This window comes from Oleidesulfovibrio vietnamensis (assembly GCF_055388115.1).
In genome coordinates this window covers 1636063-1650899 of sequence record NZ_AP042419.1, presented here as the reverse complement: position 1 = coordinate 1650899, position 14837 = coordinate 1636063, and the positions used below count along the sequence as shown (strand labels likewise).

General features: G+C 57.2%; 13 protein-coding genes. 4 read left to right on the top strand and 9 right to left on the bottom strand.

What is annotated here, in order from left to right; translation table 11 throughout:
• Position 1: 1 nt before the first annotated feature.
• From ACZ5D1_RS07305 to ACZ5D1_RS07290, 4 genes are read right to left on the bottom strand one after another with little or no spacing between them, the layout of a single operon-like run.
• Complete coding sequence (locus tag ACZ5D1_RS07305) at positions 2 to 691, bottom strand: class I SAM-dependent methyltransferase (RefSeq protein WP_464556399.1); 690 nt, start codon at positions 689 to 691, stop codon at positions 2 to 4.
• A complete protein-coding gene (locus ACZ5D1_RS07300; RefSeq protein ID WP_273195404.1) occupies positions 685 to 1842 on the bottom strand; it encodes a pyridoxal phosphate-dependent aminotransferase in 1158 nt (385 codons plus the stop codon). Before ACZ5D1_RS07300 ends, ACZ5D1_RS07305 begins: the two co-directional genes overlap by 7 nt.
• Before the next feature lie 57 nt (positions 1843 to 1899).
• The gene (locus ACZ5D1_RS07295) at positions 1900 to 2748 is read right to left on the bottom strand and encodes an HD domain-containing protein (protein WP_273195407.1); all 849 of its coding nucleotides are present in this window, start codon (positions 2746 to 2748) and stop codon (positions 1900 to 1902) included.
• A 2-nt stretch (positions 2749 to 2750) separates the two neighbouring features.
• On the bottom strand, positions 2751 to 3104 hold the full coding sequence (locus tag ACZ5D1_RS07290) for a hypothetical protein (RefSeq protein WP_011368087.1): 354 nt from the start codon (positions 3102 to 3104) through the stop codon (positions 2751 to 2753).
• Between the two features lie 259 nt (positions 3105 to 3363).
• On the opposite strand from ACZ5D1_RS07290, the gene dnaE reads away from it, so the two are divergent.
• The 4 genes from dnaE to ACZ5D1_RS07270 all read left to right on the top strand — a co-directional run bounded on the left by dnaE (position 3364) and on the right by ACZ5D1_RS07270 (position 8818).
• A complete protein-coding gene (dnaE, locus tag ACZ5D1_RS07285; protein ID WP_027181164.1) occupies positions 3364 to 6861 on the top strand; it encodes a DNA polymerase III subunit alpha in 3498 nt (1165 codons plus the stop codon).
• Positions 6854 to 7246 (top strand): 6-carboxytetrahydropterin synthase QueD, encoded by a 393-nt coding sequence (gene queD / locus ACZ5D1_RS07280; protein WP_011368089.1) that lies wholly within the window; start codon positions 6854 to 6856, stop codon positions 7244 to 7246. Before dnaE ends, queD begins: the two co-directional genes overlap by 8 nt.
• Positions 7246 to 7869: a MarC family protein gene (locus tag ACZ5D1_RS07275; protein ID WP_011368090.1), complete on the top strand. Its 624-nt coding sequence runs from the start codon at positions 7246 to 7248 to the stop codon at positions 7867 to 7869. Before queD ends, ACZ5D1_RS07275 begins: the two co-directional genes overlap by 1 nt.
• Before the next feature lie 289 nt (positions 7870 to 8158).
• Positions 8159 to 8818: an NAD(P)H-dependent oxidoreductase gene (locus ACZ5D1_RS07270; RefSeq protein ID WP_455696271.1), complete on the top strand. Its 660-nt coding sequence runs from the start codon at positions 8159 to 8161 to the stop codon at positions 8816 to 8818.
• A gap of 167 nt (positions 8819 to 8985) precedes the next feature.
• Here the strand turns inward: ACZ5D1_RS07270 and dxs are convergent, their stop codons facing one another.
• The 5 genes from dxs to xseA all read right to left on the bottom strand — a co-directional run bounded on the left by dxs (position 8986) and on the right by xseA (position 14732).
• Complete coding sequence (gene dxs / locus ACZ5D1_RS07265; protein ID WP_011368092.1) at positions 8986 to 10902, bottom strand: 1-deoxy-D-xylulose-5-phosphate synthase; 1917 nt, start codon at positions 10900 to 10902, stop codon at positions 8986 to 8988.
• Between the two features lie 177 nt (positions 10903 to 11079).
• A complete protein-coding gene (locus ACZ5D1_RS07260; protein ID WP_273195421.1) occupies positions 11080 to 11994 on the bottom strand; it encodes a polyprenyl synthetase family protein in 915 nt (304 codons plus the stop codon).
• 77 nt (positions 11995 to 12071) lie between these two features.
• Positions 12072 to 12314 (bottom strand): exodeoxyribonuclease VII small subunit, encoded by a 243-nt coding sequence (locus tag ACZ5D1_RS07255; protein WP_011368094.1) that lies wholly within the window; start codon positions 12312 to 12314, stop codon positions 12072 to 12074.
• A 29-nt stretch (positions 12315 to 12343) separates the two neighbouring features.
• Positions 12344 to 13285: a M23 family metallopeptidase gene (locus tag ACZ5D1_RS07250; protein ID WP_273195425.1), complete on the bottom strand. Its 942-nt coding sequence runs from the start codon at positions 13283 to 13285 to the stop codon at positions 12344 to 12346.
• Complete coding sequence (gene xseA / locus ACZ5D1_RS07245) at positions 13272 to 14732, bottom strand: exodeoxyribonuclease VII large subunit (protein ID WP_011368096.1); 1461 nt, start codon at positions 14730 to 14732, stop codon at positions 13272 to 13274. Before xseA ends, ACZ5D1_RS07250 begins: the two co-directional genes overlap by 14 nt.
• Positions 14733 to 14837: the final 105 nt, after the last annotated feature.

The window sequence follows — 14837 nt, the reverse complement described above, 5'->3', positions numbered from 1 at the left end:
GCTACGCGGAATATACCGTCACCGCCGCACCGCCGCAAAAAAGGCGATGGCGTTCCAGCTCCCTCAGGCCCTGCCGGTGGGCCAGCCCCTGCATGCCTCCGGCCTGCATGAAGCTGCGGAAGAAACGGTAATGCATGCGCCCTGCCATACGTTCCGGCAGATGCATAAGCAGCGCACCGGGAACTTCCAGCACACGCTCCGGCATAGTATATTCGGCAACAATCAGCTGCCGCGCAACCCGCACACTTTCGGCCAGCACCGCCGCAGCCTCTGCCGGCGGCTTTTCGTGCAGGGCAAAGGCAATGACTGCTGCGTCAAACGTATTGTCAGCAAACGGCTGAAGGATACCGTCGGCCCGCAGCAGCGTTACCGCGGTTCCGCGGTCTTCACCTTTGCCCGCAGCTCCGCGGCAGGGGCCGCTCCTGATACCGGCTTTGCATAACGCCCTCATGCCCTGTTCCAGCATGGCACCGGAAATATCAACACCGGTGTAGTCATGCACACCATGCGGCAGAAAAACGGCCTGCCGCGCCGTGCCGCAGCACACATCCAGCACACGGCGGCATGACAGCCGCTCCAGCACACAGGCTATCCGGCGGCGCACCGGATCAAGCACAGGGTTCAGCACCCTGTCATAATGCCGCGCCATACGGGCATAAGGATCGTCTGCGCCGCCCATAGCCGTCAGCACGCGCAACCGGTTCTGCTGCGTACAAACTGCTCCAGCCGGTTCATGGCCTCATGAATCTTTTCCAGAGAGCTGGCATAGGAAAAACGCAGGTACCCCTCGGCCCCTTCGCCGAAGTCAATGCCCGGCGTCACACCCACGTGTGCCTGCTCCAGTATTTCAAATGCCAGAGCATAGGAATCCGCTGAAAGAAAACGGGCATTGGCAAGCACATAGAATGCTCCCGTGGGCTCCACGGTGATGCCGAACCCCATCTCGCGCAGACGGCGGATCATAAATTTGCGGCGCTCGTCGTAAATAATGCGCATACGGGCCACATCGGCATCACATTGTGTCAAAGCCGCAATACCCGCATGCTGCGAGACGGAGTTGGGAGAGATGAAAAAATTCTGGCACAGCTTGCGCAGCACCGGAACCCATGCATCCGGAGCAATAACATACCCCAGACGGAGTCCGGTCATGGCATACAGCTTTGAAAATCCGTTGAACACGAAAGCATTATCTGTGAATTCAAGAATCGTGTGCTCTTTTTCACCATATTCCAGCCCGTGATAAATCTCATCGCTGATGACGGGAATTCCCAGAGAGGCAATGCGGCGCATCCTGTCTGCCGGCAACTGGTTACCTGTCGGATTGGAAGGGGAATTGATGAAAATGGCTCTGGTACGCCCGGTCAGTTTGGCCTTGATGGCATCCACACGGTACTGAAAGCCGTCTTCCTCATAAACGCGGACTTTTACCGGTACCCCGCCTGCAAAACTGATAAAGCTGGGGTAGCAGGCGTAATGAGGGTCGGAAATGATGACCTCGTCGCCCTGCTGCAATAAGGCACCGAACAGCATAAACATGGCAGGAGATGTGCCGCTGGTCACGGCAATGCGTTCTGGAGAAACATCAACACCATACCGGCGGCGATAGTCCTTTGCGATGGCCTGTCGCAACTCAAGCATGCCCATGCTGCCCGTGTAGTGGGTGTGTCCGCCCTCCACAGCCTGCACCAGCGCCTGCCTGACCGGTTCCGGCACATCAAAATCCGGCTCGCCCAGAGCAAGATGGATAACATCGGCGCCCTGCCTTTCCAACTCCTGAGCCCGCTCAAGCACATCCATTGCATAAAAAGGCTTTATACCCGCCGTTCTGCCGGTTTCCTTCATGCACTTTCTCCGTTCTGCGTCATGGCGGACATTCCGCACATGTGCTTCGTTTTTCCATTATACGGCAACAGCCGCAAGCACTCCGGCCCTGATGTCATCAAGCACCCCCGTCCCGTCTTCCGGCAGCTGGCGGACCAGAGCAGCCATCACTCCCTGCTCTTTCACCAGACGCAGCGCAGCCCTGTTGCGAAAACCGTAAACCCAGCTGCACAGCAGCAGAATGAAGTCGTTCAGGTAGCGCATATCTTCATAGCCCACCTGTTCTCCGGCCTGCACGGCAGCAGCCACAGACCGGCTCCAGCAGGCCGGACAATCCTGCAGGTCAAGGGTGACCACGTCATTACGCGGCCCGTCCGGACGAAGATAACAGGCGATCACACCCATGATATCTATTTTGTCGGCATCTCTGACCACATCTGTCACACTGCGCAGTTCCTCAGGTATGCCCCGGGGCAGAGATCTTCTATTGTGCAGAGCCACGGCTCCCAGCGCCAGCCGCCTTACACCAGTCTTTTCCGCCCCCAGAACGCCGAGAGAACGCAAGGTGCGGCACCCCAGCAGGCCGTGGTTTGCCGAAGTTCTGTCATTGAACGTTCCCCAGCGCATATACTGCGGAAACCTTCCGGTATCGTGGTACAAAGCCGCCAGAAGAGCAGCGCGCTGCAGCTCTTCCCGCCGGTAAAAAGGACTGTCTTTTTCAGCTGCCGCGACGCGTACCATGGCTGCTGCATTTTCCAGCACCCGCCATGTATGACCTGTTTTCAGGCGCAAAGGCTCGTCGTCACCGCTGCAGGCCTGAAGATGCCAGTCGGCATATTGTGCAAACCAGCGGCGGTGCGCGTCGATGTCGTTTCCGGCAGCGGCCTGCACGGCACCCGCATGTGCAAAGACAGGACACCCGGCCATGTTCAGTCCCTTCCGCGATAAAAAAGGCCGTCCGGGCGTCTGCGTGTACCGGAACCGTCTTTCTGTGCTTTTTCCCGTTCTTTACGGGCCTGCTCGTTCCACTCGTCCCACTTTTTTTCCCGCAGGATTCCGCCGGGACCAAACAGAAAACGCAGGTAGCCGATGATCAGCAGAAAAAAGACCGCGATCATGGCATATTGTCCCCATTTGGTATTCAAAAAAACAGCCAGCTGCATCTTCCAGCCGTCCGGTGCCTGCTGCGCCGCCTCCTGCGCGGCAAAACTGCCGGCCGCAGAAAGACATACAGCAGCCAGAGAAACCGGTAAAACCTGCATCAGCCGCATAATGTTATTCATACTGCACCCCTTGCGCCATAGTGTTGCAGCCGCTTACGGCCGGTTGCGCGGTAGGCGTTCCGCCTTGGGCATGGATGTATGACGCCGCGCCGCCCGATGCAACCCGCCCACAAAGGGCCGCCGCGCCGCCAGAACGGCTTTGGCGGGCCACAATTGCGACAACCCTCTGTTTCCATTTACATTTTAGGCAATTGAGTGCAAGTTTTTTTTCTGTTATCTTCATTGTTTAATCATCCGAAACACCCAACCCATCAGCAGCATGCCACAATTTGTCCATCTTCATTGTCATACGGAATACAGCCTGCTCGACGGCGCCATCCGCCTGAAAGATCTTTGCGAAAAAGCCAAAGAATTCGACATGCCTGCCGTGGCCATTACCGACCACGGCAACATGTACGGAGCCGTATATTTTTATCAGATGGCCCAGAAAATGGGCCTGAAGCCCATCATTGGCTGCGAGGTATATGTCGCCCACGGCGACCATACCGACAAAACAGGCGATATGGCCAAAAAACGCTACCACCTTGTCCTTCTGGCACAGAACAGAACAGGGTATCATAATCTGGCAAAACTGGTCACGCGCGGCTTTACAGAAGGCTTTCACTACAAGCCCCGTGTCAGCAAAGACCTGCTGAGGCAGTACAGTGAAGGCATCATAGCTCTTTCCGCCTGCCTTGCAGGCGAAATTCCGCGGGCGCTGCTGAACGAAGGCATGGACCGCGCCATTGAACTGGCCCGCGAATATGCCGAAATATACCCCGACAGGTTTTATCTGGAGGTTCAGTCAAACGGCCTGAAGGAACAGGACGAGCTGAATGACAAGCTGATAGAGCTTGCCGGTATAACCGGTCTGCCGCTGGTGGCAACCAACGACTGCCATTATCTGGAAAAAACCGACGTTGAAGCGCACGATACCCTGCTGTGCATCCAGACCGGCGCCAAAGTCACCGACGAGCGCCGCATGCGCTTTGAGACTACGGAACTGTATTACAAGTCGCCGGACGAAATGGCAGCCGCCTTTGCCCATGTTCCGGAAGCCATAGAAAACACCGTCAAAATTGCCGGACAGATTGATGTCACGCTGGACCTCGGGAACTATTATTTCCCCAACTACGAACTGCCGGAAGGCATGACGCTTGAAGACGAATTCCGCAAGCTTTCGCACGAGGGGCTGCAGAAACGTCTGGAGATTCTGCCCTACCGCGACCAGATAGACGAACCCGCCTACTGGCAACGTCTGGAAAAAGAGCTTGAAGTCATTTGCAGCATGGGTTTTCCCGGTTATTTCCTCATCGTGCAGGACTTCATCAACTGGGCAAAAGACAACAAAATCCCTGTGGGTCCGGGCCGTGGCTCCGCTGCCGGATCCATCGTGGCATGGGCGCTCAAGATAACAAACCTTGACCCCATTCCCTACAACCTGCTGTTTGAACGCTTTCTGAACAACGAGCGTGTGTCCATGCCTGATATCGACGTGGACTTCTGCGAACGCAGGCGCGGCGAGGTCATACAGTATGTAGGCAGAAAGTACGGCGAAGATTCAGTTGCCCAGATAACCACCTTTGGAAAAATGAAGGCAAAGGCGGTAGTGCGCGACGTTGCGCGGGCACTGGGGCTGTCTTTTCAGGACGGGGACAGAATAGCCAAGCTGATTCCCGAAGACCTGAAAATGACGATTAAAAAAGCTCTGGACATGGAGCCGGACCTTAAAACGCTTTACACCAACGACCCGCAGATACGCAAACTGCTCGATATTTCCATGCGGCTTGAAGGACTTTCGCGTCATGCGTCCACCCATGCCGCCGGCGTGGTCATTTCAGACAAGCCCATGTTCGAGTATCTGCCGCTGTATCGAGATAAAAAAGGCGGTATTGTCACCCAGTTCGATATGAAAATTGTCGAAAAAGTCGGTCTGGTCAAATTCGACTTTCTGGGTCTGCGCACCATGACGCTGGTACAGGATGCGCTGGACCTCATTGCCATGCAGGGCCTTACTCCGCCCGACCTCGACACCATGTCTCTGGAAGACAAGGAAACATACGAACTTTACTCCCGCGGTGAAACCGACGGCGTCTTTCAGGTGGAAAGTTCCGGCATGCGCCAGTACCTGCGCATGCTGCGCCCCTCCTGCTTTGACGACGTCATCGCCATGCTGGCCCTGTACCGTCCCGGTCCGCTGGGGTCCGGCATGGTGGATGAATTCATCAAGCGTAAACACGGAGAAGTGGCGGTCACCTATCCGCTGGAAAGCCTGAAAGACTGCCTGCGCGACACATACGGTGTCATTGTCTATCAGGAACAGGTCATGCAGATTGCCCAGATTGTGGCAAACTACACGCTGGGCGGCGCTGACCTGCTGCGCCGCGCCATGGGCAAAAAGAATGCCGAGGCCATGGCCGAAGAGCGCATCAAGTTTACGAAAGGCGCTAAAGAAAACAACGTTCCCGAGGCAAAAGCGACCGAGATATTTGACTTGATGGAAAAGTTTGCGGAGTACGGCTTCAACAAGTCGCACTCCGCGGCATATGCGCTCATATCCTATTACACCGCCTATCTGAAGGTGCACTACCCTGTGGAATTCATGGCCGCGCTGATGACGTCGGAAATGAACAATCAGGAAAAGGTGCTCAAATATGTGGCCTGCTGCAAGGATATGGGGGTTGAGGTTCTGGCTCCTAACGTGCAGATTTCGCGCCGCGAATTCAGCGTGCTGGACGGCAAGGTGACATACGGACTGGGCGGCATCAAAAACGTGGGAGACGAAGCTATCCGCGAGATAGTGAAAGCCCGCGAAGAAGACGGTCCTTTTCAGTCCATGCTGGACCTGTGCATGCGTGTGAATCTGCGCAAAGTCACCAAACGGGTGCTTGAAAACCTGATTAAAAGCGGTGCCTGCGACTGCCTGGGGTGCACCCGTCAGGGCATGGTGGCCGGACTTGATACCGTGGTGGCCCGCGCACAGAAAAAAGCCAAAGAAAAAGCCTCCAACCAGATTTCCATGTTTTCTGTCATGGAGCAGGAACCGCAGACCTGCCCCGGACTGGGTTTTGACTGCCCGGAACAAAGCATGGAGGAATGGGACGACGAAGAAAAACTGCGGAAGGAAAAGGAAGCTCTGGGCTTTTATCTCAGCAGCCACCCCTTACAGCCCTACCGGAAAGAAATTTTCCGGCTCAGGCTTACCCCGCTTGAAGACTGCCGCGAGATGGGACCTGAACAGAGTTTCAAATCAGCGGTGCTGGTCACTTCCATCAAGGAAATTCTGACCAAGAAAGGTCACCGGATGGCTTTTTGTCAGGTGGAAGACCTTACCGCCTCCGGTGAATGCATCTTTTTTCCCGAAGCTTATGCAGAATGCCGTGAGATGCTCCAATCTGACCAGCCGCTGCTGCTTGAAGCGAAAATCAGTGATAAAAAAGATGACGAGCAGCCCGCAAAACAAGATGATGAAGAAGAAATTCTTAAAGAGATAAAAGTGATAGGCGAAGCGGTCATTCCGCTGGCAAAAGCCTGCCACGAAAGTGAAGAGCCTGTGACCATAGAGCTGGGGCTTCATCAGCTGCACTCGTCTGATCTGGACAGCCTGAAAGCACTGCTGCGCAAAAACAAAGGGACCATTCCCGTCAACGTGCAGCTGGTCATAGAAGACAGCTGGTGCCTGCTGCAGCTGGGGCCGGAATACTCCATCCAGCCCGGCCCCGTGTTTGATAACGACTTCAATCAGTGGAAAATGAAAGGAAAAACTACTCATGCCTAAGGGAATATGGCGCCTTACCGTGCGTTCCGACTTTGCGGCGGCCCATTCGCTGCGCAACTATTGCGGCAAGTGCGAAGCACTGCACGGCCATAACTTCGGCGTTGAAGCCACAGTGGAAGGGGGAATCCTCACGCCTGACACAGAGCTGCTGGTGGATTTTAAAGTACTGAAAAACGCACTGAAACAGGTACTTGACGGTCTTGACCACTGCGTGCTTAACGAAACGCCCCCCTTTGACACCTGCAATCCTTCGTCGGAAAATCTGGCAAGGCACATTTACCGGCATATGGCCCCCCTCGTACAACCGCACGGGGTACGCATGCACAGTGTGACCGTGTCGGAAAAGCAGGCGCAATCGGCTACCTATATGGAAGTGGACGAATAATGGCAGACCTGTCTTTCCGCAGTGTTTTCGAGATAGCCCTGCCGCTGTTTCTGATTATGGACCCGCTGGGCAACGCCGCAGTGTGCATCGGCATGCTGAAAGGTACAACACCCCGCGCCATGCGGGCTATCCTGCTGCGCGAGCTGTGCATCGCTCTCGGAATCATTTTCCTGTTCTATTACGTGGGCGACGCCATGCTCGCCATGCTGGATATCCATCCGTCCACCCTGCGGCTGGCGGGCGGCATCATCCTCTTCATGATATCCATCAAGATGATTTTTCCGCGGGATGAAGGGTATACCGAAAAAACGCAGGATCCCTTCATCGTTCCCATTGCGGTACCGCTTATTGCCGGACCATCGCTGCTGGCGGCTGTCATGCTGTATGCTCACCGTGCCGAAGCGCCGTTTCCCGGTTCTCCGGCAGTGCTGCTGGGCATTCTCAGCGCATGGCTGGGTACCGCGGTTATCATGCTGTTCACCCCCGAAATGACCCGTGTGCTGGGAAAGCGCGGCATGCGCGCAGCCGAGCGGCTTATGGGGCTTATACTGGTGCTTCTGGCGGTGCAGATGCTGGAAAACGGCCTGATGCTCTTTGTCCAGAGCCTGCAGAGTGCGCTCTGACATCAGTCCTGCAGCCCCGCTCCGGCGGGGCTTTTTTTTTGCACAGTACCGGAGCAGATATCTTCCGCTGCGGCCCATGTGTCCCCCCCTGTAACGCAAGTGTCTGCAACACCCCTGCAATCCGGCACTCTCCGGAACCGGAGGATCAGCCCGCAGGATACGCGGAGCACCCGTGACCATTCCGCGACCGGCGGCAATGCATTCTGTTTTTACAGATATGCCTTTACAAGACGCGACCTGTGGCTAGAGTAACAGTCTGGCCCAACAGCAAGCAGATACGGAGAACGCCATGAATGAGACAGTCCTTACCCCTTTCCTGTTCCGGCATGCCAGCAAGGATTTCGATCCCGACAGAAAAATTCCCGAAGACCAGTTTCTGACCATTCTGGAAGCAGGCAGACTCGCGCCCAGTTCCTTCGGCTTTGAACCGTGGAAGTTTCTGATAGTGCAGAACCCCGCCCTGCGCGCCGAGCTGCACCGGCACACATGGGGCGGCAAAAAGCAGATTCCCAACTGCAGCCATCTGGTTGTCTATCTGGCCCACAAACGCCCGCGTCTGCTGCCGGAAAGCGATTATATACAGTCTTCCATGCGTGAGGTGCTGCAACTGCCCGACGACATCATAGCCCTGAAAACGGACTATTACGGCAACTTCCTGCGCAGCGATTTCGGCATGATAGATAACGAGATGCGGCTTTTTGAATGGTCGTGCAGGCAGGCGTACATAGCGCTGGCCAACATGATGACAGCGGCAGCCATGATGGAAATCGACAGCTGCGCACTGGAAGGCTTTGTTGAAGCGGACCTGAACGCCGCCGTGAAGCAGCACCTTCAGGTGGATACGGATCAGTTCGGTGTTGCCTGCATGTGTGCCTTTGGCTACAGAGTGCGCCCCCCGCGGCCCAAAGCCCGCCACAGCATGGAAAACGTGGTACGCTGGTACGATTAATCTGCCGCAAAGACAGCGGACAATGACGGGGCAGGGAACCTCTGCCGCTCCGGTACCGCATGCGGCTGTCCTGCACCGTAATCCGCATGCCCGCAAAGACGCACACCATATAACGCAAAAGTCCCGCCGTCATCCGGCGGGACTTTTTTACGTAGCTGGCAAACAGCTCACTCCTGAAGCCCGAGCATTTCCAGCAGGGTCCGGCGGATGGCCGCGCGGTCTATGCCGGTGAGCTTACGAAGCTGTTTCTGAGTACCGTGCGTCACAAAATCATCCGGCAACCCCAACCGGCGCACGTGCACGCCGGCAAGACAGTCGTGATCGGCCAGCAGCTCCAGCACACCGGAGGAAAAACCGCCGGTTGTTGTGTTCTCTTCAAGCAGCAGCAGGCTGTCATGGCTGCGGGCCAGCGCCACAAGCTGCTCCGCGTCAAGAGGCTTCACAAAACGCGCGTTGAAAACAGAAACAGCCTTGCCGGTGGAGCGCTCTATTTCTTCGGCCACCGCCAGCGCGGGATGCACCCTGCTGCCCACTGCGATGACAGCAACATCCGCTCCCTTTTTGAGCAGCTCTCCCCTGCCGTGTTCCAGCACTCCGGGGTCGGCGGAAAGACAGGCTCCCACACCGATGCCGCGGGGATAGCGTATGGCCACAGGTCCTTCACCGGCCAGAGCCGTCTTCATGGCCTGCTGCAATTCGGCCTCGTCCTTGGGGGCAATGATGGTCAGATTGGGAATATGCCGCAAATAACTCAGGTCAAAAGCACCATGGTGTGTCGGACCGTCTTCACCTACCAGCCCGCCTCTGTCCAGACAGAACGTCACAGGCAGCTTCTGCAGACACACATCATGCACGATCTGGTCATACGACCGCTGGAGAAAAGTGGAATAAATGGCCACCACGGGCCGGAATCCCTGCGCAGCAAGACCGGCTGCAAACGTGACGGCATGCTGCTCGCAGATGCCCACATCCACAAACCTGTCAGGAAAACGTCGGCTGAATTCGCCCACTCCTGTGCCTTCGGGCATGGCGGCGGTAATGGCAATCACACGCTCGTCTTTTTCCGCCAGACTGCACAATGTGCTGCCGAACACTTCGGTATACGAAGGCAGTGAATCCGAATCCACAAATTTACACGCGGCACCGGTTTCCAGTTCAAACCGGCCCACCCCGTGAAAATAGGTGGGGTTGCTTTCAGCCGGTTCATAACCTTTGCCTTTTTTGGTCAGCACATGCAGCAGCACCGGCTCATCCAGAGCACGCGCCATCTGCATCACCTTGGCAAGATTGCGCACATCATGGCCGTCCACCGGTCCCACATAGTTGAACCGGAAGGCTTCAAACAACATACCGGGCGTAAAAAAGCTTTTCAGGCTGTGCTCACTGCGCTTGGCATAGTTGAGCATTTCTTCACCTATGCCCGGTACCGACTTAAGCCAGGTTTCCACATCGCGCTTCATGCGGCGCACCCAGCGCGAAGAAAGATTACGGCTGAGAAAAAGAGATAACGCACCGACATTCTTTGATATGGACATTTCATTATCATTCAGGATGACCAGAAGCCGCCGCCCCTGATGCCCCGCCTGATTAAGTCCTTCAAAAGCCAGCCCCGCGGTCATGGAACCGTCACCGATGATGGCTATGACATCGTTGTCATCTCCGGCCAGATCGCGGGCCATGGCCATGCCCGCCGCAGCCGATATGGACGTGGAAGAATGACCCACCCCGAAATGATCGTAGGGACTTTCCGCCATTTTGGGAAAACCGCTGATCCCCTGATACTGCCGCAGCGTGGAAAATTCATCGCGCCTGCCCGTCAGCAGCTTCCATGCATAGGCCTGATGCCCCACATCCCAGACAAATTTGTCCTTGTCGGGATTGAAAACCGACAGCAGCGCCAGCGTCAGCTCCACCACTCCGAGCGAAGGCGCCAGATGGCCGCCGTTCTGGGAAACCGTGCCGATGATGCGTTCGCGCAGTTCATCTGCCAGCTGCCGCAGTTGGTCGGCATCCAGTTTAGCCACATCCGTAGGGTGCTGAATCGAATCCAGCACATTATCTATTGTCATGCCTGTCTGGCTCATTCCCTTCTGTCCCGTTATCACTGCGGCAATGCCTGAAAACCGGCACACAACGTGACACGCAGTGTGCATTCATCCGTACCCCCGCAGACTCCGTACGGATAATGCGCGCCACGCATGCCGCAAAAACAGATGCCGCCGTACGCATTCAGCTACGACAGGGCACCGCTGTTAAAAAAATCACATGGCCCGATCGGCAATGTACTGTGCAAGTGCCCTGAGGAAAAGCGCATTTTCACCTTCATACCCCGACAGGCAGGCCACGGCGGCATCCACCTGCTGCTGCGCCAGCTCTCTGCTGCGCTCAAGCCCCAGCAGGCTCGGATATGTGTTCTTGCCCTGTCCGCTGTCACTGCCCACCGGCTTGCCCAGTGTCGCCTCGTCGCCGGTTTCATCCAGAATGTCATCAACAATCTGAAAAGCGGCTCCGATGGCTTCTCCATAGCGGGATATCCGTTCGGCATCTTCCTGCGGTGCGCCTGCAAGCAGGGCTCCGGCAAGACACGAACAGCGGATGAGCGCACCTGTTTTCATGGCGTGCATACCGCGAAGCATGTCCAAAGACACATCAGCGCGGCCGGTGTACTCCATATCCAACATCTGACCTCCCACCATGCCTCCGGCGCCTGCCGCAGCAGCCACCACAGACAAGGCGGAAAGCACTCTGGAGGCTTCCACAGCAGCTCCCGCCGATGCCATCAGGCAAAACGCTTCGGTAAGCAGGCCGTCACCGGCCAGTATGGCTGTGGCCTCGCCGAATTTTTTATGATTCGATGGCATGCCGCGCCGCAGGTCGTCATCATCCATGGCGGGCAGGTCGTCGTGCACCAGAGAATATGTATGAATAAGTTCGATGGCCGCGGCAAAAGGCAGCACCGCATCGCGCGCCAGACCGAAAAGACCGGCCGTGGTAAGGCACAGCACGGGTCGCAGACGCTTACCGCCGGCAAGCAGGCTGTAATCCATGGCCTTCAGAAGATCACAGGGTATTCCCCGCCCTTTAAGGCACCCGCCAAGATACGCTTCCACTTCCAGCGCTTCCGCCGCAAGCCGCTGCTTCATGGCCTGCGGTGTCATTTCGTCCGCATGAGACATGTTCACGTCCCTGTGTAAAAGTTGCTGTCCGTCGCCTGCCGCTGCAGAACGCAAAAAACCTGCCGGCGCACACAGATTCAGTCATCCGCCGCCGGAGAATCTTCCGGCATGTCAAAGTCCTTCAATACGCCGTCGCTGAATACTTTGATATCATTGCGCGCCGTTTGCAACCGTTTGCGGCACCCCGCAGCCAGTTCCAGACCTTCCTTGTACAGCGCCACGCCCTCTTCCAGAGGCAGTTCGCCGGTCTCCAGCCTGCGGACTATCTCCTGTAGGCGCGCCAGCTGCTCTTCAAAACCCGTCGTTCCGGTTCCGGTCATTATTATTCTCCGCTGCCGTGCAGGCTCACTTACTCGAACAAAGGCATGGGGTCTACAAAAACCCCCTGCAGGCTCAGGCCGAAATGCAGATGAGGCCCGGTGACCCTTCCGGTGCTGCCTACGGCACCTATCACCTGTCCCTTTTTCACACGTTCGCCTGCGCGAACGTCCAGTCTGGACATATGAAAATACATGCTGACCACTCCTTCGCCGTGGTCAATGTACACCGAATTGCCTGCAAAAAAATGATTCTCGGCCAACACAACCACCCCTTCGGCACAAGCCTGTATGGGGCTGCCCTGTGCACCGCGCAGATCAATGCCGGAATGCGGTTTGCGCGGCTGGTCATTAAAAAAACGCCGCAGGCCGAAAACGCTGGAAACACCCCCGGGCACAGGCCGGTGCAACGGCAAATCCCAGAACCGCATACCGGTACGCAATGCAAGAGCCTGCTTTACTCTTGCCCGCTCTTTTTCATGACGATCAAGGTCTGCCTTGGCAACGTCCACATAGCGTTTTTTTACCGTCAGACGCTGCACGGGGTATTCCTTATCCCGCACTTTCAGTTCGCGGCGGCTGCTGTGCGCGGCACCGGACACCACCGCGTCCACCCTCAGGGGCACCCTGCCCGGTTTTTGCGAAAGCCCCACACCAAGAAGAGCAGCGGCATAGCGGGCTTCACCGGCTCCGGTCTGCCGCACCTCCACAGGCAGATCAATGGCCTCGCCGTTCCACTGCACAGTCACTTTTTCCACAGGTTCATCGGCTATCAGGGTGACAACAAAAGGCTGACCGGGAAATACAACTTCCGGCGCTTCCAGACGCACAGCACCGCTTGCCGTCCGGGCACCGGACAGCAGAAAAAGCGCCAGCACGGAAAGAAAGACAATCCCGCCGGAAAAGAAAAATGTCTGCGGTCTGCCCTGCCGGGCACCACCACTGCGCGAAAACAAACGGTCATGACTCATCATCGGAACGGTCTCCTTTGATTTTTTTCCCACCTGCCGGCATACCGGCGGCCTCTGCCGCAGAAACAGCGTGCACAGCCGTCACCGCCACATCAGCCGCTCCGTCACGCACCAGCACCCGCAGGTTATCCCCCGCCTCAAGCCCTGCCACACTGCGGACAAAACCGCCGTCGGGACGCTGCAAGATGCTGTACCCCCGCTCCAGAGGGAGCAGCGGGTCCGCAGCTTTCAGCCGCAGCGTTTCCCGCTCCAGACGCACGGCGGCACGTTCCGCAAAAGATTCACCGGCACGCACAAGCCTTGCCGCAAGCTGACGCACGGCAAGCAGTCCGGTGTCCAGCGCCGCAGGGCCAAAGGCATGCCGCAGCGATGCAGTCTCTGCTGCCAGCCGGCGTTCCTTGCGTTCTGTCAGTGCCTGTGCGGCCGCCATCAGCCGCCGCACGGCTTCGGCAAAACGTTCATCCAGCCGTTCCAGCGACCGCTGCGGAGAAAGCCAGTGCAGCGCACGTTCGCACTCTTTCACGCTTTTCTCACGTTCCTGCATACCGAGTTCCCATGCGCGGTCAAGCAGCTGGGAAGCATCATCAAGCCGCTGTACCAGCTCCTGACGCTCCGGCCACAGCAGCTGGGCCGCATGAGACGGTGTCGCGGCCCTGACATCAGCCACCATGTCGGCTATGGCTGTGTCGACCTCATGCCCGATACCTGTCAGCACCGGTAAAGGACTTTCAAAAACAGCCTTTGCCACACGCTCGTCATTAAAAGCCCACAGGTCTTCCAGCGAACCGCCGCCGCGGATAAGCACCACAACCTGCGCCCAGTCATGCGCGGCGGCAAGCTCCAGAGCGGCGGCAATACGGGGCGGGGCATCATCCCCTTGCACCGGCACGGGGTAAATCCGTATGGAACAGCCGCTGCCCCTGTCGGCCGCAATACGCACAAAATCACGCACGGCAGCGCCTGTGGCCGCAGTAACAACAGCCACACGCAGGGGATGACGCGGCAACGGGCGTTTGCGGGCGGCATCAAACCAGCCCATACCGGCCAGCTTTTTCTTAAGCTCTTCAAACCGCAGGTGCAGTTCGCCCAGCCCCACATCCTGCGCAAGCTCGACCACAAGCTGATATGTGCCGCGCGGCCCGTATACCGTCACACGGCCCGCGCAGAGCATCTCCTGCCCGTTGCGCATGACAGCGGCCAGCCCGGGGCGCGGCCCGTCGTCAAAAACCTCGCCGGTAAGCGGGTCAAAGGTCTCTTCACCGCGCTGCGCATGACGAAACCACACACAGGCAAGCGAGGCGTCTTCATCTTTGAGAGAAAAATACACATGACCGGATGCCGGACGCGACAGGTTGGAAACCTGCCCCCTGACCCATACAAAAGGATACGCCGCCTCCAGCGTATTTTTTATACCGCGGGTCACTTCGCCGACCGAAAAAATCTTTGTCATACCCTAATATCCGGTCATATCTAAAAACATGCGGGGCACCGTCCGCACGCGGTCGACCCCGTTGAGATGCGCCTTGCAGCGCCATGCAAAACCGCCCGTATCCCG

What these genes read in the sequence shown, in the direction of transcription:
- ACZ5D1_RS07300 (WP_273195404.1), bottom strand. Translation starts at nt 1,842, where the DNA reads ATGAAGGAAACCGGCAGAACGGCGGGTATAAAGCCTTTTTATGCAATG.
- ACZ5D1_RS07295 (WP_273195407.1), bottom strand. Translation starts at nt 2,748, where the DNA reads ATGGCCGGGTGTCCTGTCTTTGCACATGCGGGTGCCGTGCAGGCCGCT.
- ACZ5D1_RS07290 (WP_011368087.1), bottom strand. Translation starts at nt 3,104, where the DNA reads ATGAATAACATTATGCGGCTGATGCAGGTTTTACCGGTTTCTCTGGCT.
- dnaE (WP_027181164.1), top strand. Translation starts at nt 3,364, where the DNA reads ATGCCACAATTTGTCCATCTTCATTGTCATACGGAATACAGCCTGCTC.
- queD (WP_011368089.1), top strand. Translation starts at nt 6,854, where the DNA reads ATGCCTAAGGGAATATGGCGCCTTACCGTGCGTTCCGACTTTGCGGCG.
- ACZ5D1_RS07275 (WP_011368090.1), top strand. Translation starts at nt 7,246, where the DNA reads ATGGCAGACCTGTCTTTCCGCAGTGTTTTCGAGATAGCCCTGCCGCTG.
- ACZ5D1_RS07270 (WP_455696271.1), top strand. Translation starts at nt 8,159, where the DNA reads ATGAATGAGACAGTCCTTACCCCTTTCCTGTTCCGGCATGCCAGCAAG.
- dxs (WP_011368092.1), bottom strand. Translation starts at nt 10,902, where the DNA reads ATGAGCCAGACAGGCATGACAATAGATAATGTGCTGGATTCGATTCAG.
- ACZ5D1_RS07260 (WP_273195421.1), bottom strand. Translation starts at nt 11,994, where the DNA reads ATGTCTCATGCGGACGAAATGACACCGCAGGCCATGAAGCAGCGGCTT.
- ACZ5D1_RS07255 (WP_011368094.1), bottom strand. Translation starts at nt 12,314, where the DNA reads ATGACCGGAACCGGAACGACGGGTTTTGAAGAGCAGCTGGCGCGCCTA.
- ACZ5D1_RS07250 (WP_273195425.1), bottom strand. Translation starts at nt 13,285, where the DNA reads ATGATGAGTCATGACCGTTTGTTTTCGCGCAGTGGTGGTGCCCGGCAG.
- xseA (WP_011368096.1), bottom strand. Translation starts at nt 14,732, where the DNA reads ATGACAAAGATTTTTTCGGTCGGCGAAGTGACCCGCGGTATAAAAAAT.